The 18,390-nt window shown below is 64.6% G+C and carries 15 protein-coding genes; 5 read left to right on the forward strand and 10 right to left on the reverse strand.

Annotated features, from left to right (window positions below):
• Window positions 1–221: 221 nt before the first annotated feature.
• From lysS to J7573_RS24880, 10 genes are all read right to left on the reverse strand, one after another.
• Window positions 222–1,724: a lysine--tRNA ligase gene (gene lysS / locus J7573_RS24835; protein WP_294341055.1), complete on the reverse strand. Its 1,503-nt coding sequence runs from the start codon at window positions 1,722–1,724 to the stop codon at window positions 222–224.
• 93 nt (window positions 1,725–1,817) lie between these two features.
• Window positions 1,818–2,913, reverse strand: a protein-coding gene (gene prfB / locus J7573_RS24840; protein ID WP_103445435.1) for a peptide chain release factor 2 whose coding sequence is annotated in 2 segments (ribosomal slippage) — window positions 1,818–2,840 and window positions 2,842–2,913 — 1,095 coding nt in all. Because the reading frame shifts where the segments join, the coding sequence is not laid out codon by codon here.
• Window positions 2,914–3,005: 92 nt separating this feature from the next.
• Complete coding sequence (gene wspR, locus J7573_RS24845) at window positions 3,006–4,010, reverse strand: Wsp signal transduction system regulator diguanylate cyclase WspR (protein ID WP_294341058.1); 1,005 nt, start codon at window positions 4,008–4,010, stop codon at window positions 3,006–3,008.
• Window positions 4,011–4,061: 51 nt separating this feature from the next.
• Window positions 4,062–5,075: a chemotaxis response regulator protein-glutamate methylesterase gene (locus J7573_RS24850; protein WP_294341059.1), complete on the reverse strand. Its 1,014-nt coding sequence runs from the start codon at window positions 5,073–5,075 to the stop codon at window positions 4,062–4,064.
• On the reverse strand, window positions 5,072–7,375 hold the full coding sequence (locus J7573_RS24855) for a hybrid sensor histidine kinase/response regulator (RefSeq protein ID WP_294341061.1): 2,304 nt from the start codon (window positions 7,373–7,375) through the stop codon (window positions 5,072–5,074). Before J7573_RS24855 ends, J7573_RS24850 begins: the two co-directional genes overlap by 4 nt.
• Window positions 7,372–8,037: a chemotaxis protein CheW gene (locus tag J7573_RS24860; RefSeq protein WP_294341063.1), complete on the reverse strand. Its 666-nt coding sequence runs from the start codon at window positions 8,035–8,037 to the stop codon at window positions 7,372–7,374. The genes J7573_RS24855 and J7573_RS24860 overlap by 4 nt, the downstream gene beginning before the upstream one ends.
• Entirely contained in the window at window positions 8,034–9,287 is a 1,254-nt protein-coding gene (locus J7573_RS24865; protein ID WP_294341065.1) for a CheR family methyltransferase, read from the reverse strand. The genes J7573_RS24860 and J7573_RS24865 overlap by 4 nt, the downstream gene beginning before the upstream one ends.
• Entirely contained in the window at window positions 9,284–9,790 is a 507-nt protein-coding gene (locus tag J7573_RS24870; RefSeq protein WP_294341067.1) for a chemotaxis protein CheW, read from the reverse strand. The genes J7573_RS24865 and J7573_RS24870 overlap by 4 nt, the downstream gene beginning before the upstream one ends.
• Window positions 9,791–9,795: 5 nt before the next feature.
• Entirely contained in the window at window positions 9,796–11,418 is a 1,623-nt protein-coding gene (locus J7573_RS24875; RefSeq protein ID WP_294341069.1) for a methyl-accepting chemotaxis protein, read from the reverse strand.
• A gap of 128 nt (window positions 11,419–11,546) precedes the next feature.
• Complete coding sequence (locus J7573_RS24880; RefSeq protein WP_294341070.1) at window positions 11,547–12,230, reverse strand: tellurite resistance TerB family protein; 684 nt, start codon at window positions 12,228–12,230, stop codon at window positions 11,547–11,549.
• Window positions 12,231–12,446: 216 nt separating this feature from the next.
• Between J7573_RS24880 and ydcS the strand changes: the two genes are divergently transcribed.
• The 5 genes from ydcS (at window position 12,447) to J7573_RS24905 (ending at window position 17,911) form a co-directional block, all read left to right on the forward strand.
• On the forward strand, window positions 12,447–13,598 hold the full coding sequence (ydcS, locus tag J7573_RS24885; RefSeq protein ID WP_294341071.1) for a putative ABC transporter substrate-binding protein YdcS: 1,152 nt from the start codon (window positions 12,447–12,449) through the stop codon (window positions 13,596–13,598).
• Between the two features lie 131 nt (window positions 13,599–13,729).
• On the forward strand, window positions 13,730–14,770 hold the full coding sequence (locus J7573_RS24890; RefSeq protein WP_294341072.1) for an ABC transporter ATP-binding protein: 1,041 nt from the start codon (window positions 13,730–13,732) through the stop codon (window positions 14,768–14,770).
• Window position 14,771: 1 nt separating this feature from the next.
• Window positions 14,772–15,674 (forward strand): ABC transporter permease, encoded by a 903-nt coding sequence (locus J7573_RS24895; protein WP_294341073.1) that lies wholly within the window; start codon window positions 14,772–14,774, stop codon window positions 15,672–15,674.
• The gene (locus J7573_RS24900; protein ID WP_294341074.1) at window positions 15,664–16,470 is read left to right on the forward strand and encodes an ABC transporter permease; all 807 of its coding nucleotides are present in this window, start codon (window positions 15,664–15,666) and stop codon (window positions 16,468–16,470) included. Before J7573_RS24895 ends, J7573_RS24900 begins: the two co-directional genes overlap by 11 nt.
• 16 nt (window positions 16,471–16,486) lie before the next feature.
• Window positions 16,487–17,911 carry a gamma-aminobutyraldehyde dehydrogenase gene (locus J7573_RS24905; RefSeq protein ID WP_294341075.1) on the forward strand — a complete coding sequence of 475 codons (1,425 nt, stop codon included), beginning with the start codon at window positions 16,487–16,489 and terminating at the stop codon, window positions 17,909–17,911.
• Window positions 17,912–18,390: the final 479 nt, after the last annotated feature.

Consider the following 18,390-nt stretch of genomic DNA (forward strand, 5'->3'; position numbering starts at 1 on the left):
AACTGAACAAGCCGCCTTTCGGGGCGGCTTTTTCTTGCCTGTACACTTGTATTGGCTGTACCGGCCTCTTCGCGGCTAAAGCCGCTCCCACAGGGATTGCGCAGCTCTCAGAATCTGTGCAGTACCTGTGGGAGCGGCTTTAGCCGCGAAGAGGCCGGTACAGCCAATACAAGTGTACAGGCAAGAAAAAGCCGCCCCGAAAGGCGGCTTGTTCAGTTCACTCAGGCCTGTGGGCGCATGTGCGGGAACAGGATCACGTCGCGAATCGACGGCGAGTTGGTCAGCAGCATCACCAGGCGGTCGATGCCGATACCTTCACCGGCAGTCGGCGGCATGCCGTACTCCAGGGCGCGAACGAAGTCGGCGTCGTAGTGCATGGCTTCGTCGTCACCGGCGTCCTTCTCGGCCACCTGGGCCAGGAAGCGCTCGGCCTGGTCTTCGGCATCGTTGAGCTCGGAGTAGGCGTTGGCGATCTCGCGGCCACCGATGAACAGTTCGAAACGGTCGGTCACGGCCGGGTTGTCGTCGTTGCGACGGGCCAGCGGCGACACTTCGAACGGGTACTCGGTGATGAAGTGCGGCTGTTCCAGCTTGTGCTCGACCAGCTCTTCGAAAATCATCACCTGCAGCTTGCCCAGGCCTTCGTGGCCCAGCACCTTGGCACCGGCCTTCTTGGCGATCTCGCGGGCACGGTCGACGTCCTGCAGGTCGGCAGCGGTCAGCTCCGGGTTGTACTTGAGGATCGAGTCGAATACCGACAGGCGGGCGAACGGCTCGCCGAAGTGGAACACCTTGTCGCCGTACGGTACGTCGGTGGTGCCCAGTACCAGCAGCGCCAGCTCGCGGAACAGTTCCTCGGTGAGGTCCATGTTGTCGCGGTAGTCGGCGTAGGCCTGGTAGAACTCGAGCATGGTGAATTCAGGGTTGTGACGAGTCGAAACGCCTTCGTTACGGAAGTTGCGGTTGATCTCGAACACTTTTTCAAAGCCACCGACCACCAGGCGCTTGAGGTACAGCTCCGGCGCGATACGCAGGAACATGGCCATGTCCAGGGCGTTGTGGTGGGTTTCGAACGGCTTGGCCGCAGCGCCGCCAGGGATGGTTTGCAGCATCGGTGTCTCGACTTCGAGGAAGTCGCGCTCGATGAGGAACTTGCGGATGTGCGAGATCACCTGCGAACGCACACGGAAGGTGTGGCGGGTCTCTTCGTTGACCATCAGGTCGACGTAGCGCTGGCGGTAGCGCTGCTCGGTGTCGGTCAGGCCGTGGTGCTTGTCCGGCAGCGGGCGCAGCGACTTGGTCAGCAGGCGCACGTTGGTCATCTCGACGTACAGGTCGCCCTTGCCGGAACGGGCCAGGGTGCCTTCGGCGCTGATGATGTCGCCCAGGTCCCAGGTCTTGACCGCGGCCAGGGTTTCTTCCGGCAGGGTCTTGCGGTTGACGTAGACCTGGATACGGCCAGTCATGTCCTGGATGACCATGAACGAGCCACGGTTGAGCATGATGCGGCCGGCAACCTTGACCGGGATCGCGGCTGCTTCCAGTTCTTCCTTGGTCTTGTCCGCGTACTGTTTCTGCAGGTCGTTGCAGTAGCTGTCGCGACGGAAGTCGTTGGGGAAGGCATTGCCCTTGGCACGCTCGGCGGCAAGTTTTTCCTTGCGCAGGGCGATCAGGGCGTTTTCTTCCTGTTGCAGGTCTTGCGATTCGGTCTTGAGGTCGCTCATGTCGTCATTCTTTCCATCAGGTATTCGTTGCCCGTTCCGGGCAGGGCACGCGCTACCGGCGGATGGCCAGGTAGCGCGGCGGTGGTGTGCGGCTTACAGGCCCTGCTTGAGGCTCGCTTCCAGGTACTGGTCGATGTCGCCGTCCAGCACCTTGTTGCAGTCGCTGCGCTCGACGCCGGTCCGCAGGTCCTTGATGCGCGAGTCATCCAGCACGTAGGAACGGATCTGGTGGCCCCAGCCGATGTCCGACTTGCTGTCTTCCAGCGCCTGCGAGGCGGCGTTGCGCTTCTGCATTTCCAGCTCGTACAACTTGGCCCGCAGCATTTTCATGGCGGTGTCCTTGTTGGCGTGCTGGGAGCGCTCGTTCTGGCAGGCCACCACGGTGTTGGTCGGTACGTGGGTGATACGCACCGCCGAGTCGGTGGTGTTCACGTGCTGACCACCGGCACCGGAGGAGCGGTAGGTGTCGATGCGCAGATCGGACGGGTTGATCTCGATCTCGACCTTGTCGTCGATCTCGGGGGACACGAACACCGCCGAGAACGAGGTGTGGCGACGCGCGCCGGAATCGAACGGGCTCTTGCGCACCAGGCGGTGCACGCCGATCTCGGTGCGCAGCCAGCCGAAGGCGTACTCGCCCTTGATGTGCACGGTGGCGCCCTTGATGCCGGCGACTTCACCTTCGGACAGCTCGATGATGGTGGCGTCGAAGCCACGCTTGTCGGCCCAGCGCAGGTACATGCGCAGCAGGATGTTGGCCCAGTCCTGGGCCTCGGTGCCGCCGGAGCCGGCCTGGATGTCCAGGTAGGCGTTGTTCATGTCCATCTCGCCGCTGAACATGCGACGGAACTCAAGCTGGGCCAGGGATTCTTCCAGGGCCTGCAGCTCGGTCTCGACATCGCTGACAGCGCCTTCGTCACCTTCCTCGACGGCCATGTCGAGCAGGTCCTTGCAGTCGGCAAGGCCGTTGGCCATCTTGTCCAGGGTCTCGACGACCTGCGCCAGCATGGCACGCTCGCGGCCCAGGGCCTGGGCGTACTCGGGCTTGTTCCAGACGGCAGCGTCTTCCAGCTCGCGGTTGACTTCGATCAGGCGGTCATGCTTGTGATCGTAGTCAAAGATACCCCCGAATGGACAGGGAACGCTCGGTGAGGTCCTTGATGGTGTTCAGAATCGGTTGGATTTCCATGGGCGGGCAGCTCTCGTGCGAATTCGGTGAAAAGCCCGCGAGTATAACCCATCCAAAGAGCGGCGGCAGCCCGTTGGGCAGCCGCATCGGCCTCAGGCGATACCCACCTGGTTGCGCCCGTTGTTCTTGGCCAGGTACAGCCCCTTGTCCGCTGCCGAAATCAGCTGCCGGCAGTGGCTGCCGACGGCTGGCGTCTGGGTCGCCAGGCCGATGCTCACGGTCAGATACGAGTCTGCGGTCGGCGCGTTGTGCGCGATGTTCAGGCCGAGCACGGTCTGGCGCAGCTTTTCTGCGACCAGTCGTGCGCCGCCGGGCGAGGTGTTGGGCAGTACCAGGGCGAACTCCTCGCCGCCGTAGCGCGCCGGCAGGTCGGTCGGCCGCGAGCAGGAACCGCGAATGGCCTCGGCGACCTGACGCAGTGCCTCGTCGCCGGCCAGGTGGCCGAAGCTGTCGTTGAACACCTTGAAGTAGTCGACATCGATCATCAGCAGCGACAGTTGCTGCTGCTCACGCATGGCCCGGCGCCATTCCAGTTCCAGGTATTCGTCGAAGTGACGGCGATTGGACAGGCCGGTGAGGCCATCGGAGTTCATCAGGCGCTGCAGCATCAGGTTGGTGTCGAGCAGCTGCTGCTGGCTCACGCGCAGGGCGCGGTAGGCCTCGTCGCGCTGCAGCAGGGTCAGGTACGAGCGCGAGTGGTAGCGGATGCGCGCCACCAGCTCGATGGTGTCCGGCAGCTTGACCAGGTAATCGTTGGCCCCGGCGGCGAAGGCCGCGCTCTTGACCAGCGGGTCTTCCTTGGTCGACAGGACGATGATCGGGATGTCCTGGGTGGCCGGGTTGTTGCGGTACTCGCGCACCAGGGTCAGGCCGTCCAGGCCGGGCATGATCAGGTCCTGGAGGATCACCGTAGGCTTGATGCGCATGGCCTGGGCCACCGCCTGGTGCGGGTCGGCACAGAAGTGGAAGTCGATGTTCTCTTCGTGGGCCAGGCCACGTCGCACCGCTTCGCCGATCATCGCCTGGTCATCGACCAGCAGGACCATTGCCGAATTCTCGTTGGGCGTCGCGAAGCCTTCGATCGGTAGATCAGTCATTAGAATTCACCTGATCACGGCCGTCCATGCGGCGCGATTCTATACATGTCGTCATTTTGCAAAGATTTCCATCAAGCGCCCGGCAATTCGCTCAAGCGGGCGGATTTCTACCGCTGCATCGATAGCCGCAGCGGCCTTGGGCATGCCGTACACCGCACTGCTGGACTGGTCCTGGGCAATCGTCAGAAAGCCCTGCTGGCGCATCAGTTTCAAGCCCTGGGCGCCATCGCGCCCCATGCCGGTGAGCAGCACGCCCACCGCATCGCCGTTCCAGTAACGCGCCACACTCTCGAAGAACACGTCGATCGAGGGCCGGTAGATTTCGTTTACAGGTTCGGCAGTGTAGGCCAACTGGCCACCCTGTAGCAGGCGGATATGGTGATTGGTGCCGGCCAGCAGCACCTGCCCGGGTTGTGGCGGCTCGCCTTCGCGGGCCAGGCGCACCGGCAAGCCGCAGGCGCTGGCGAGCCACTCGGCCATGCCGGCGGCAAACACCTGGTCAACATGCTGGACCAGCACGATCGAAGCCGGAAAGCCGCGCGGCAGGCCTTTGAGCAGCACTTCGAGCGCGGCAGGGCCACCAGCGGACGAGCCAATGGCCACCAGGCCGCTGCGCTGGGAGGCCTCGCGCAGGGGGGCGGCGAGCGCCTTGCTCGCACCTGGCCGCTGCTGGCCGATCAGCCAACCGATGTTGAGGATCTTGCGCAGCAGCGGCGCCGCGGCTTCACGTGCGTCACCCGCGCCCAGCGCAGGGGTGTCGACGACATCCAGGGCGCCATGGCCCATGGCCTCGAACACCCGGTGCACATTCTGCTTGCGGTCGACCGTGACGATGACGATGGCACAAGGCGTTTCGGCCATGATCTGCCGGGTCGCCTCGACGCCATCCATCACCGGCATGATCAGGTCCATGAGAATCAGGTCGGGGGTATCCTCGGCGCACTTGCGTACGGCTTCGGCGCCATTGCTGGCCACCCAGACCACCTGGTGCGCGGGCTCGAAGGCCAGGGCCCGGCGCAACGCCTCTACTGCCATGGGCATATCATTGACGATGGCGACCTTCATCCCTGAGCACCTCCGATCAGTTCCACCACGGCATCCAGCAACGCATCATCGTGGAAGCTGGCCTTTGCCAAATAGTAGTCGGCTCCAGCGTCCAGGCCACGTCGGCGATCTTCTTCACGGTCCTTGTACGACACCACCATCACCGGCAGCGACTGCAACCGTTGGTCGCGGCGCACCAGGGTGACCAGCTCGATGCCGTCCATGCGCGGCATGTCGATGTCGGTGATCAGCAGGTCGAAGTCCTCGCTGCGCAGGGCGTTCCAGCCGTCCATGCCGTCCACCGCCACCGCGACGTCGTAGCCACGGTTGCTCAGCAGCTTGCGTTGCAGTTCGCGCACGGTGAGCGAGTCGTCGACCACCAGGACGCGCTTGCGGCTCGCCCCTCGCGCCCCTTGCGTACCGCGCTCGATTCGCTCCAGGCGGCCGGTGCTGAGCAGCTTCTCGACCGAGCGCAGCAAGTCTTCGACATCGATGATCAGCACCACCGAGCCATCGTCCAGCAGGGCCCCTGCGGAGATGTCCTGGACCTTGCCCAGACGCGGGTCGAGCGGCATCACCACCAGCACCCGCTCACCGACCAGGCGCTCCACGGCCACCCCGTACAGCTGCTCACGCTCACGGATCACCACCACCCGCAGGCTGTTGGCTTCACCCTGCCCTGCCGGCCGGTTGAGCAACTGGCTGGCAGCCACCAGGCCAATATGCCGGCCTTCGTGCCAGAAGTGCTGGCGGCCCTCGATCTGCACGATGTCATCGGCCGCCACCTCGAGGGTGCGTTCGATATGCGCCAGCGGGAACGCATACGCCTCACCGCCCACTTCCACCACCAGGCTGCGCACCACCGACAGGGTCAGCGGCACCTCCAGGTGGAAACGGCAGCCCTGGCCAGGCACCTGGGTCAACTCGATCGAACCGCGCAGGTCGCGGACCATGTGCTGCACCGCATCCAGGCCAACACCGCGGCCCGACACTTCGGTGACCTTGTCGCGCAGGCTGAAGCCCGGCAGGAACAGGAAGGTCAGCAGCTCGGCCTCGCTCATCTGCGACACGGTGTCGGCCGGCGACAGGCCGCGCTCGACGATGTTGCGTTTGAGGCGCTCAAGGTCGATGCCAGCGCCGTCATCGCTCAGCTCAAGCATCAGCAGCCCGGCCTGGTGCGAGGCGCGCAGGCGGATCGTGCCTTCCTCCGGCTTGCCCGCCAGCAGACGCCGCTCGGGCAGTTCGATGCCATGGTCGACAGCATTGCGCAGCAAGTGAGTCAACGGCGCTTCGAGCTTTTCCAGCACATCGCGATCGACCTGGGTCTTTTCGCCTTCGACCTGCAGCTGCACCTGCTTGCCCAGCGAACGCCCGAGGTCACGAACCATGCGGCTCTGGCCGGTGAGCACGTCGGCAAACGGGCGCATGCGGCAAGCCAGTGCCGTGTCATACAGCAACTGGGCCCGCTGGCTGGCCTGCCAGCCGAACTCGTCGAGGTCGGCGGCCTGCTGCTGCAGGATCTGCTGGGTTTCCAGCAGCAGGCGTTGGGTCTGGGCCAGGGCATCCAGCACTTCGAGGCTCTGGCCACTGTCTTCGAGCTGGGTCTTCAGGCCGTCGAGGGCCCGCATGCCCTGGCCATGCATGCGCTTGAGACGCTGCAAGGTGGCCAGGTAGGGCTTGAGGCGCTGGGTCTCGACCAACGACTTGCTCGACAGGTCGAGCAGGCTGTTCAGGCGGTCGGCGGTCACCCGCAAGACCCGCTCACCGCCCTCGCCCGCGCGCTTGCCGGCCTTGCGTGGCGCGGCAGGTTCAACTTCGGCTTCAACGGCCGGCGCCACTGGCTCAGGCTGGGCTTGCGGGACCACGGGCAACACTGGTTCGAGGGCAACCTCTGCCGGTACGGGCGCGACAGCGGGCGGTACGGGTGTGGCGGCGGGGTCGAGCAGGCTGGCCATCTGCAGCAGGAACGCTGGCACCAGTGCCTCGCCGTTCGGGTCGCCGGGCGTGGCGATGTGCATCAGCAAGTCGGTGCCGCGCAGCAATGCATCGATGTGATCGGCGCGCAACAGCAGCCGGCCTTCCTGGGCCGCCACCAGGCAGTCTTCCATGACATGGGCGACACTGACCCCGGCATCGATACCGACGATGCGCGCCGCACCTTTCAACGAATGTGCCGCACGCATGCAGGCTTCCAGCTGGTCGGCCTGGGTCGGGTTACGCTCCAGTGCCATCAGCCCGGTGCTGAGCACCTGGGTCTGCGCCTCGGCCTCCAGGCTGAACAGTTCGAGCAGCGATGCATCGCGCATTTGCTCTGGGGTCATGACAGGCTCCGCTGCACGGCAGACAGTAAGTGTTGATCGTCCAGCACCCGCACACTGCGCCCCCGCCACTGCAAGACCGCAGCGGTGAACGGTGCGGCGTCCTCGCTGGCACCCTGCAATGAGGCATCGAGGCGGTGAATGCCATCGATCTCGTCCACCGCCATGACCACTGGCCCGCCCGACGCCGCCAGGATCAGCATGCGCGGCATCGCCCGACCGCTGCGCGCCTGCTCGGACAAACGCTCCACGCCCAGCAGGTCACCCAGCGACAGGCACGGCACCAGCGCCCCGCGCACGTTGGCGACTCCTTGCAGAACCCGGGAGCGCTGATGCGGCAACGAATGCACCGGTTGCAGCGGGGCGATCTCGGCCAGGCAGGCAGTGGCCAGGGCCAGCCACTCCTCGCCCAGGCGGAACAGCAGCAGCGAACGCCCGGCCGAGGTTTCGACGGGGGCGGTTTCGTGCGCCAGGTCCGCTTCGATCAGCGCGTAGCGGTCGAGCAGGCGCGTGGCCGCCGCAGCGTAGACTTCGCAGTTGCGACAATGGATATGCCGCTCCAGCAACGGGCAGTCCTTGCTGCCGTGTACACCAATACGGTTCCAGCAGTCGTCGATACGCTCATCGTCATTGGCCAACAGCTGGATCGTGTGTTCGGCTTTCATCGTTCAGACTCCCGGCCAACCCGTGCCGCGCGTTCCTGCAGGCGGCGTGCACCGGCTTCGTCGCCTTGGGCCGCCAGCAACGTGGCCAGGTGCAACAATGCCTCAGGATGCTGAGGCTCCAGATACAGTGCCTTGCGGTAAAGGCTCAGTGCCTGCTGAGCATCACCTTCCGTGTCGCTCAGCAGCCCCAGCCAGTAGTAGACCTGGGCCTTGGGCGCGAACTGGCGCAGGTAGCGCTGGCAACTGGCACGGGCCTGGGCACTGTCGCCGGCATTGGCCTGGCGCGCGATGCTGGCCAGCAACTCGCTTTCGCTTTCCCGCGGTTCGGCTGCCGGGGCGACAGGTGGCACCACACGCAAGGGCCGCGCAGGTGGCACAGAGGCCGGCCGCGGACGGCCCGAAGCCACCATAGTGGGCAACTGCCGTGGGGGCAGAACGGGCACAGCCGGCATATCGGCGGGTTGGCGAACGTAGGCAAACGACTGGGCAATGCCCAGCGGCCGCATGCCCAACCGCGCCAGCAGGCTGCCTTCGGCGGGGCCGATGAACAGCACGCCCTGCGGCTGTGCCAGGCGCTTGAGCACCTCGAACACTCGCTGCTGGGTCGGTACATCGAAATAGATCAGCAGGTTGCGGCAGAACACGAAATCGTACAGGCCGTTGCGGGCGGCCAGCGCCGGGTCGAGCACATTGCCCACTTCCAGGTTCACCGACTGGCGTACCCGCTCACCCAGCGTGTGGCCGTCCTCACCTTCACGGAAGTACCGCTCGCGAAACCCAAGCTCGGCGCCGCGGAACGAGTTGCGCCCGTAAACGCCCTGTATGCCCTTGGCCACCGAGCTAGGGCTGATATCGATGCCGTCGATGCGGAAATCGGCCGGGTTGATACCCGCATCGAGCAAGGCCATGGCCAGCGAGTAAGGCTCCTCGCCGGTGGAGCACGGCAAGCTGAGCAGGCGCAACGGCCGCTTTCCGGCCAGCTCGGCCAGGCGCTTCTGGGCCAGGCCGACCAGCGCGGTGAACGACTCCGGGTAGCGGAAAAACCAGGTTTCCGGAACGATCACGGCCTCGATCAGCGCCAGTTGCTCATCCGGCGATTGCTGCAGACGCACCCAGTAGTCGTCCAGATCGGCGGCATTCAATGCGACACAGCGCTGGCGCAGGGCCCGCTCCACCATCGGCACGCCAACCGACTCGACATCCAGGCCGATACGTTCCTGCAGGTAGCGGAAGAAACGTTGCTCGCTCATGGCGCCACCTGCCCTGGTGGGTGCGGGAACAGCAGTTCGCGGACGCTCTCTGGCAGCAGGTCATCCACCTCGATCCGTTGCAGCAGGCCCTGGGCGTCCTGGCGGACCGGGCCCAGGTAAGGCGCTTCGCCGTTGTCCAGGCCATAGGGCTGGAACTCGTCCGGCATGCAGCGCAGGGTTTCGGTGGCTTGCTCGAGGATCAGCCCCAGCACCTGGTCGTGACGGTAACGCACCAGCACCAGGCGCGTGCTGGCGCGTTCGGCGGCCGGCTGGGCAAAGCTCAGCGCGCTCAGGTCGACCACCGGCACCAGGACACCGCGATGCGCGAGGATGCCGGCCACCCAGGCCGGCGCCTGGGCAATCGGCTTGAGCGGCCGCCGTGGCAGCACCTCGACCACTTCGCGCACGTCCAGGGCAAAGCGCTGCTGGTTGAGGCGAAACTGCAGGTACAACGTGCCCTTGGTGCTGGCCACCGCTGCCGGGTAGGAATGCAGGTCGGTCATGGTGATCAGACTTTGAAGCGCGATACACCACCGCGCAGGCCGGCCGCCACCTGGCTCAACTCATCGATGGCGAAGCTAGCCTGGCGCAGCGACTCCACCGTCTGGGTGCTGGCATCGCTGAGCTGGGCCAGCGCCTGGTTGATCTGCTCGGCACCGGTGGCCTGGGCCTGCATGCCCTCGTTGACCATCAGCACCCGCGGTGCCAGGGCCTGGACCTGGTGAATGATCTGGCTCAACTGCTCGCCCACCTGCTGCACCTCGAACATGCCGCGGCGCACTTCTTCGGAGAACTTGTCCATGCCCATGACCCCGGCCGACACCGCCGACTGGATCTCGCGCACCATCTGCTCGATGTCGTAGGTGGCCACGGCGGTCTGGTCGGCCAGGCGTCGCACCTCGGTGGCGACCACGGCAAAACCGCGGCCATATTCGCCGGCCTTCTCCGCCTCGATGGCGGCATTGAGCGAGAGCAGGTTGGTCTGGTCGGCCACCTTGACGATGGTCACCACCATCTGCGTGATGTTGCTGGCCTTTTCGTTGAGGATCCCCAGCTTGGCGTTGACCAGGTCGGCGGCGCCCATCACCTGGTGCATGGTCTCTTCCATGCGCGCCAGGCCCTGCTGGCCGGAGCCGGCCAGGCTCGAAGCCTGATCGGCGGCGGAGGTGACCTCGGTCATGGTGCGTACCAGGTCACGCGAGGTGGCGGCGATTTCACGCGAGGTGGCGCCGATCTCGGTGGTGGTGGCGGCCGTTTCGGTGGCGGTGGCCTGCTGCTGCTTGGAGGTGGCGGCAATCTCGGTGACCGACGTGGTCACCTGCACCGACGAGCGCTGTGCCTGGGCCACCAGGTTGGCCAGGGCTTCGGCCATTTCGTTGAAGCCGCTTTCGATGGCGCCGAATTCATCCTTGCGGTCCAGGCTCAGGCGCATGCTCAGGTCGCCCGAGCGCAGTTTGTCGAGGGCATGCACCACGCGTTGTACCGGTGCGGTAATGGCGCGCATCAACAGCAAGCCGCAGATACCGGCAGCCACGATCGCCAGCAGCAGCGAGACCATCATGCTGCCCTTGGCGGTGCTCACGGCACTGACAATTTCATGGGTGGCGGCGTCTGCCGACTCGCGGTTGTGCTCGATCACCAGATTGAGGTGCTTGCGCCCTTCGGTCCAGGCCGGGGTGAGCGCATCGCTGATCAGCCGCTCGGCTTCGGCGTAATGGTGCTGGCGGTAGGCCTCAAGCACCTGGTCGACCACGTTGACGTATTGTTCCTCGAGCTTGACGAAGGTGTCGAAGCGTTCCTGGTCGTCGGTGTCCTGGATGGTGGCCTGGTAGCTGGCCATGTACTGCTTCAGGCGATCATCGAAGCTCTTGAACAGCTCCATGTCGGCCGTGGTGATTTCGCGGCGGTTTGACAGGCCCACCAGTTGCTGGCTGGTGACGTAGCTGTCGACCCAGGCACTGCGGATCATCGAGCTGTAGTAGACCCCTGGAATGCTGTCTGACCCCACCGCTTCCTCGGCGCTTTCGATCGTCACCAGCCGCGAGTAGGCGGCTACGATCATCAGCAGCATGATGGCGATGATCACGGCGAAACTTGCCAGGATCCGTTGGCGCAAGGTCCAGTTCTTCACATTCAGCCCTCAGGAATTCACAACGAGCGGGAAAAATTGCCGAAGTATAGCCCAGGCTTCCTACGCTTTTGCGGCTGAAATACGAGGTATTCAGGCCGCTATCCCTGATGGACAGGCCATTTGCCAGTTCATTGACCTGCAGCAAGCCGTACCTGGCTCTCCAGTTCCTGACGCAGGCCTGGGTCGAGGCGCAGCTGCCGGGCCAGTTCGTCGAGGTAGGCGCGCTCCATGAAGTTCTCCTGGTCGACCATCATCACGCTGGCCAGGTACATCTCGGCAGCCATCTCCGGCGTTTGCGCGGCGCGGGCGACTTCGGCCGGGTCCAGCGGTTTGTTCAGCTCGGCGTGAAGCCAGTGCTGCAGCTCGCGGTCACTGTCCAGACGGGTGAACTCGCCTTCGATCAGGGCCCGTTCGCGCTGGTCGATATGGCCATCGGACTTGGCCGCCGCCACCAATGCGCGGAGCACCGCCTGGCTGTGCTGCTCGGCCTGGGCGGGCGGCAGCCGGTCGAGGGTCTGCGGTTCGCTCGCGGCCACCTGCTGACGCGCCTGCCAGTTGCCATAGGCCTTGTAGGCCAGCACCCCGAGTGCGGCCAGGCCGCCATAGGTGAGGGCCTTGCCGCCATATTTGCGGGCCTTCTTGCTACCCAGCAACAAGCCCAGCGCACCGCCACCCAGCAACCCACCACCTGCACCGGAAAGCAGGCCGCCCAGGCCATTCGCACCCGTCGCAGGTTTGCCGGGCGCGGATGGCTTGTTCAGCAGCTCCTGGCCAGATTTCAACAGTTGATCGAGCAAGCCACGGGTATTCATGTGCAGGTCTCCACGGGTTGGTAGTCAGCCGCCAGAGTAAGCCCTGCCCGTTTACAGCCCATGCCCCGTTTTGCTTCTGGATGTTGCATTAGCTGGCAAAAAGCCAACTAGACTCGTCATCGCCAACAACTTGCACAGGCGACTACGCTTATAACCATCGCTTCACTGCTTGCTTGACGACTGCCCCGACCAAAATCTCCAAGAAGAGGGAACACCATGTCAGTGCACAAGACCGCATTGCTCGGCGCCGTGACCGGCGCGCTGCTGGCCAGCGCAGGCTTGCAGGCCGCCGAGATGCCCAAGGCCCTGGGCGCCGGCGAAGGCCGGCTGGATATCGTTGCCTGGCCCGGCTACATCGAGCGCGGTGAAAGCGACAAGGCCTACGACTGGGTCACGGGCTTCGAAAAGGAAACCGGCTGCAAGGTCAGCGTCAAGACTGCGGCCACCTCCGATGAGATGGTCAGCCTGATGACCAAGGGTGGCTACGACCTGGTCACCGCTTCCGGCGACGCCTCGCTGCGCCTGATCGTCGGCAAGCGCGTACAACCGATCAACACGGCGCTGATCCCCAACTGGAAGAACATCGACCCGCGCCTGCAGAACGGTGGCTGGTACGTGGTCGACAAGCAGGTGTATGGCACGCCATACCAATGGGGCCCGAACGTGCTGCTGTACAACACCAACACCTTCAAGCAGGCACCAACCAGCTGGAACGTGGTGTTCGAGCCCCAGGACCTGCCCGATGGCAAGCCGAACAAGGGCCGCGTGCAGGCGTATGACGGGCCGATCTACATTGCCGATGCGGCGTTGTACCTGAAGTCGGCCAAACCCGAACTGGGCATCAAGGACCCGTACGAACTCAACGAAGCACAGTACAAGGCGGTGCTCGAACTGCTGCGCCAGCAGCAACCGCTGATTCACCGTTACTGGCACGACGCGACGGTGCAGATGAGCGACGTGAAGAACGAAGGCGTGGTCGCCTCCAGTTCGTGGGGCTACATGGTCAATGGCCTGAAGGCCGAGAACCAGCCCGTGGCCTCGACCATTCCGAAAGAAGGCGCCACTGGCTGGGCCGACACCACCATGCTGCACAGCGAGGCCAAGCACCCCAACTGCGCCTACAAGTGGATGGACTGGTCGCTGCAACCCAAGGTGCAGGGCGATGTCGCGGCCTGGTTCGGCTCGTTGCCGGCAGTGCCGGCAGCCTGCACCGGTAGCGAACTGCTGGGGGCGGAAGGGTGCAAGACCAACGGTTTCGACAACTTCGACAAGATCGCCTTCTGGAAAACCCCACAGGCCCAGGGCGGCAAGTTCGTGCCCTATAGCCGCTGGACCCAGGATTACATTGCGATCATGGGCGGGCGCTGAAGCCGGTTGATAGCCTGTTCGGGCCTCTTCGCGGGTAAACCCGCTCCCACAGGTTACACCGCTCGCCTGTGGGAGCGGGTTTACCCGCGAAGAGGCCCGAACAGGAGACAGATATTGTTCGGAGCCCACGCATGCCCCTAGCCGTCCAGTTCACTCAGGTTTCCCGCACCTTCGGCGAGGTCAAGGCCGTCGACCAGGTCAGCATCGACATCGATGACGGCGAATTCTTCTCCATGCTCGGCCCCTCCGGCTCAGGCAAGACCACCTGCCTGCGCCTGATCGCCGGCTTCGAGCAACCGAACAGCGGCTCGATCCGCATCCATGGCGTCGAGGCTGCTGGCGTACCGCCCTACCAGCGCGACGTCAACACCGTGTTCCAGGATTACGCGCTGTTCCCGCACATGAACGTGCGCGACAACATCGCCTATGGCCTCAAGGTCAAGGGCGTGGCCAAGGCCGAACGCCTGGCACGCGCCGAAGAAGCGCTGGCCATGGTCGCCCTGGCCGGCTACGGCGAACGCAAACCGGCGCAACTCTCCGGCGGCCAGCGCCAGCGCGTGGCCCTGGCCCGCGCCCTGGTCAACCGGCCACGGGTGCTGCTGCTCGACGAGCCGCTGGGCGCACTCGACCTGAAGCTGCGCGAACAGATGCAAGGCGAATTGAAGAAACTGCAGCGCCAGCTGGGCATCACCTTCATCTTCGTCACCCACGACCAGACCGAAGCGCTGTCGATGTCGGACCGGGTGGCGGTGTTCAACCGTGGGCGTATCGAGCAGGTCGACACACCACGCAACCTGTACATGAAGCCCGCGACCACGTTCGTCGCCGAATTCGTCGGCACCTCCAACGTCATCCGGGGTGACCTCGCGCAGCAGCTCAGCGGCAATCGCTCACCTTTCTCCATCCGCCCCGAGCATATCCGCCTGGTGGATCAGCCCGGCCAGGCGCAAGACATCCAGGTCGGCGGCCTGCTGCGCGACATCCAGTACCAGGGCAGCGCCACCCGCTATGAGGTGCAACTGGACAGCGGCCAGCTACTGGCCGTGAGCCACGCCAATGACCGCTGGCAGGAACAGCCGCAGCCCTGGCAGGCCGGTCAGCAGGTGCAGGTGCGCTGGCCACGCGAAGCGATGACCGTGCTGCAGGAAACCGTCCTGGCCGAGGCCCGCTGACATGCGCCGCGTATCCGACCTGCTGTACCGGCGCCCCAACCTCTACCTGGCACTGCTGCTGATCCCCCCGCTGACCTGGTTCGGCGCCATCTACCTGGGCTCGTTGCTCAGCTTGCTGTGGCAAGGTTTCTACACCTTCGACGACTTCACCATGGCGGTCACCCCGGAGCTGACCCTGGGCAACTTTGCCGCGCTGTTCAACCCGTCCAACTTCGACATCATCCTGCGCACCCTGGCCATGGCCGTGGCGGTATCGTTGGCCAGTGCGGTACTGGCCTTCCCGATCGCCTACTACATGGCGCGCTACACCAGCGGCAAGACCAAGGCGTTCTTCTACATCGCGGTAATGATGCCGATGTGGGCCAGCTACATCGTCAAGACCTATGCCTGGACCCTGCTGCTGGCCAAGGGCGGCGTGGCCCAGTGGTTCGTCCAGCAGCTGCACCTGGACGTCCTGCTGCAGGCCGTGCTGGCGGTGCCCGGGGTGGGCGGCAGCACGCTGTCGACCTCGCACCTGGGGCGCTTCATGGTGTTCGTGTACATCTGGCTACCATTCATGATCCTGCCGATCCAGGCCTCGCTGGAGCGCCTGCCGCCATCGTTGCTGCAGGCTTCGGCAGACCTGGGGGCCAAGCCTGGGCAAACGTTCCTGCAGGTGATCCTGCCGCTGTCGATCCCCGGCATTGCCGCCGGCTCGATCTTCACCTTCTCGCTGACGTTGGGCGACTTCATCGTGCCGCAACTGGTCGGCCCGCCGGGCTACTTCATCGGCAGCATGGTCTACGCCCAGCAAGGGGCGATCGGCAACATGCCGATGGCGGCGGCGTTCACGCTGGTGCCGATCGTGCTGATCGCGGTGTACCTGTCCATCGTCAAGCGCCTGGGGGCTTTCGATGCACTCTGAAAAAGCGTCTGTCGGCCTGCGCCTGGCGGCCTGGGGCGGGTTGTTGTTCCTGCACTTCCCGATCCTGATCATCTTCCTGTACGCCTTCAATACCGAAGACGCGGCGTTCAGCTTCCCGCCCAAGGGCTTTACCCTCAACTGGTTCGCCGTGGCCTTCGCCCGCCCCGACGTGCTCGAAGCCATCAAGCTGTCGTTGCAGGTGGCCTGCCTGGCCACGCTGATCGCGCTGGTGCTCGGCACCCTGGCCTCAGCGGCGCTGTACCGGCGCAGCTTCTTCGGCAAGGAGAGCATCTCGCTGATGCTGATCCTGCCAATCGCCCTGCCCGGCATCATTACCGGCATCGCCCTGCTTTCGGCATTCAAGCGCCTGGGGATCGAGCCCGGCGTGTTCACCATCGTGGTCGGCCACGCCACGTTCTGCGTGGTGATCGTCTACAACAACGTGATCGCCCGCCTGCGGCGCACCTCGCAGAGCCTGATCGAGGCGTCCATGGACCTCGGCGCCGATGGCTGGCAGACCTTCCGCTACATCATCCTGCCCAACCTCGGCTCGGCCCTGCTGGCCGGCGGCATGCTGGCGTTCGCCCTGTCATTCGACGAAATCATCGTCACCACCTTCACCGCCGGCCACGAGCGCACCCTGCCGATCTGGCTGCTCAACCAGCTCAGCCGCCCGCGCGACGTGCCAGTGACCAACGTGGTCGCCATGCTGGTGATGCTGGTGACCATGCTGCCGATCCTCGGCGCCTATTACCTGACCCGTGGCGGCGAAAGCGTTGCGGGCAGCGGCAAATGACCCTCAAGGAGTCCCCATGCAAAGCAAAATGCTGATCAACGGTAAGCTGGTCGCGGGCGATGGCCCGACCTGGACCGTGCTCAACCCGGCCGAAGGCAGCGCCCTGGCGCAGATCAACGAAGCCACCGAAGCCCAGGTCGATACCGCCGTGCGTGCCGCCGACCAGGCTTTCGACAGCTGGTCCCAGACCAGCCCCAAGGAGCGCTCGCTGGCGCTGCTGGCCCTGGCCGATACCATCGAGGCCCATGGTGATGAGCTGGCCCGGCTCGAATCGCAGAACTGCGGCAAACCGTTCGCCGCCGCCCTGAACGACGAAATCCCGGCCATCGCCGACGTGTTCCGTTACTTCGCCGGTGCCGCCCGCTGCCTCGGTGGTTCGGCGGCGGGAGAATACCTGCCGGGCCATACCTCGATGATCCGCCGCGACCCACTGGGCGTGGTGGCCTCGATCGCGCCGTGGAACTACCCGCTGATGATGCTGGCGTGGAAGGTCGCCCCGGCCCTGGCAGCCGGCAACACCGTGGTCATCAAGCCCTCCGAACTGACCCCGCTTACCGCCCTGCGCCTCGGCGAGCTGGCCAAGGGCCTGTTGCCGCCCGGCGTGCTCAACATCCTGTTCGGCCGCGGGCAGACGGTGGGCAACCCACTGGTCACCCACCCCAAGGTGCGCATGGTGTCACTGACCGGTTCCATCCCGACGGGGGCGCATATCATTGGCGCCACCGCCAGCAGCGTGAAACGCATGCACATGGAGCTGGGCGGCAAGGCGCCGGTGCTGGTGTTCGACGACGCCGATATCGACGCGGCCATCGACGGCATCCGCACCTTCGGCTTCTACAACGCAGGCCAGGACTGCACGGCAGCCTGCCGCCTGTATGTGCAGGCGGGTATCTACGACCGCTTCGTCGAACGCCTGGGCAAGGCGGTCTCCAGCCTCAAGGCCGGCGTGCAGGATGCCGAAGATACAGAGCTCGGCCCACTGATCAGCGCCCAGCACCGCGACAAGGTGGCCGGCCTGGTCCAGCGCGCCATCGCCCAGCCGCACATCCGCCTGGTGACGGGCGGCAAAGTGATTGCGGGGGATGGCTTCTTCTTCGAACCGACCGTGCTGGCCGACGCCTTGCAGGATGACGAGATCGTGCGCAACGAGGTGTTCGGCCCGGTGGTCTCGGTGACCCGCTTCAGCACCGAGGAGCAGGCGCTGGAATGGGCCAACGATTCCGAATATGGCCTGGCATCATCGGTCTGGACCCGCGACACCGGCCGCGCCCACCGCCTGGCGGCGCGGTTGCAGTATGGCTGCACCTGGGTCAATACCCACTTCATGCTGGTCAGCGAAATGCCCCATGGCGGGCAGAAGCATTCGGGGTATGGGAAGGACATGTCGATGTATGGGCTGGAGGACTACACCTGTGTGCGGCATGTGATGATCAAGCATTGAATGCAACGCCTGGATTGAGACTGAGACCTCAATCCAGGACTTTTCCTACATAACGTTAAGCCCATTCCTGATCTTGCTTCCATTACTTTGCGATCGTCGAAAACGCACGATCAGGAAGCCAGAGTGCATGGAACATCGGGGACACAGAGCAATAGTGAAATACAGCAAAGAGGATCGCTTATGGGTGGGGCATCTTTGCACCACCCGCGATATCGTCGGGTTTCATACCCGATCACGTCGAACGCTTTCTGCAACCTTCAAAGAAGCGGTGGATGACTATCTGGAGGTCAAACACCAAGTCCGGATGTAGCGCGACCATTGTGGGAGCCGCGCTTGCCGGCGATGGGCCGCGAAGCGGCCCCGGCAATTTATGCAGCAACCTTGAGATCGTGGGGCCGCTTCGCGGCCCATCGCCGGCAAGCGCGGCTCCCACAATGGTCGCGCTACATCCGGACTTGGTGTTTGACCTCCAGATAGTC

This window comes from Pseudomonas sp. (assembly GCF_017744435.1).
Classification (GTDB): domain Bacteria; phylum Pseudomonadota; class Gammaproteobacteria; order Pseudomonadales; family Pseudomonadaceae; genus Aquipseudomonas.

Excerpts from the sequence above, each read along its gene's own strand:
- J7573_RS24880 (WP_294341070.1), bottom strand. The coding sequence starts at position 12,230 with ATGAATACCCGTGGCTTGCTCGATCAACTGTTGAAATCTGGCCAGGAG.
- J7573_RS24890 (WP_294341072.1), top strand. The coding sequence starts at position 13,730 with ATGCCCCTAGCCGTCCAGTTCACTCAGGTTTCCCGCACCTTCGGCGAG.
- lysS (WP_294341055.1), bottom strand. The coding sequence starts at position 1,724 with ATGAGCGACCTCAAGACCGAATCGCAAGACCTGCAACAGGAAGAAAAC.
- J7573_RS24855 (WP_294341061.1), bottom strand. The coding sequence starts at position 7,375 with ATGACCCCAGAGCAAATGCGCGATGCATCGCTGCTCGAACTGTTCAGC.
- ydcS (WP_294341071.1), top strand. The coding sequence starts at position 12,447 with ATGTCAGTGCACAAGACCGCATTGCTCGGCGCCGTGACCGGCGCGCTG.
- J7573_RS24865 (WP_294341065.1), bottom strand. The coding sequence starts at position 9,287 with ATGAGCGAGCAACGTTTCTTCCGCTACCTGCAGGAACGTATCGGCCTG.
- J7573_RS24860 (WP_294341063.1), bottom strand. The coding sequence starts at position 8,037 with ATGAAAGCCGAACACACGATCCAGCTGTTGGCCAATGACGATGAGCGT.
- wspR (WP_294341058.1), bottom strand. The coding sequence starts at position 4,010 with ATGACTGATCTACCGATCGAAGGCTTCGCGACGCCCAACGAGAATTCG.
- J7573_RS24870 (WP_294341067.1), bottom strand. The coding sequence starts at position 9,790 with ATGACCGACCTGCATTCCTACCCGGCAGCGGTGGCCAGCACCAAGGGC.
- J7573_RS24905 (WP_294341075.1), top strand. The coding sequence starts at position 16,487 with ATGCAAAGCAAAATGCTGATCAACGGTAAGCTGGTCGCGGGCGATGGC.
- J7573_RS24900 (WP_294341074.1), top strand. The coding sequence starts at position 15,664 with ATGCACTCTGAAAAAGCGTCTGTCGGCCTGCGCCTGGCGGCCTGGGGC.
- J7573_RS24895 (WP_294341073.1), top strand. The coding sequence starts at position 14,772 with ATGCGCCGCGTATCCGACCTGCTGTACCGGCGCCCCAACCTCTACCTG.
- J7573_RS24850 (WP_294341059.1), bottom strand. The coding sequence starts at position 5,075 with ATGAAGGTCGCCATCGTCAATGATATGCCCATGGCAGTAGAGGCGTTG.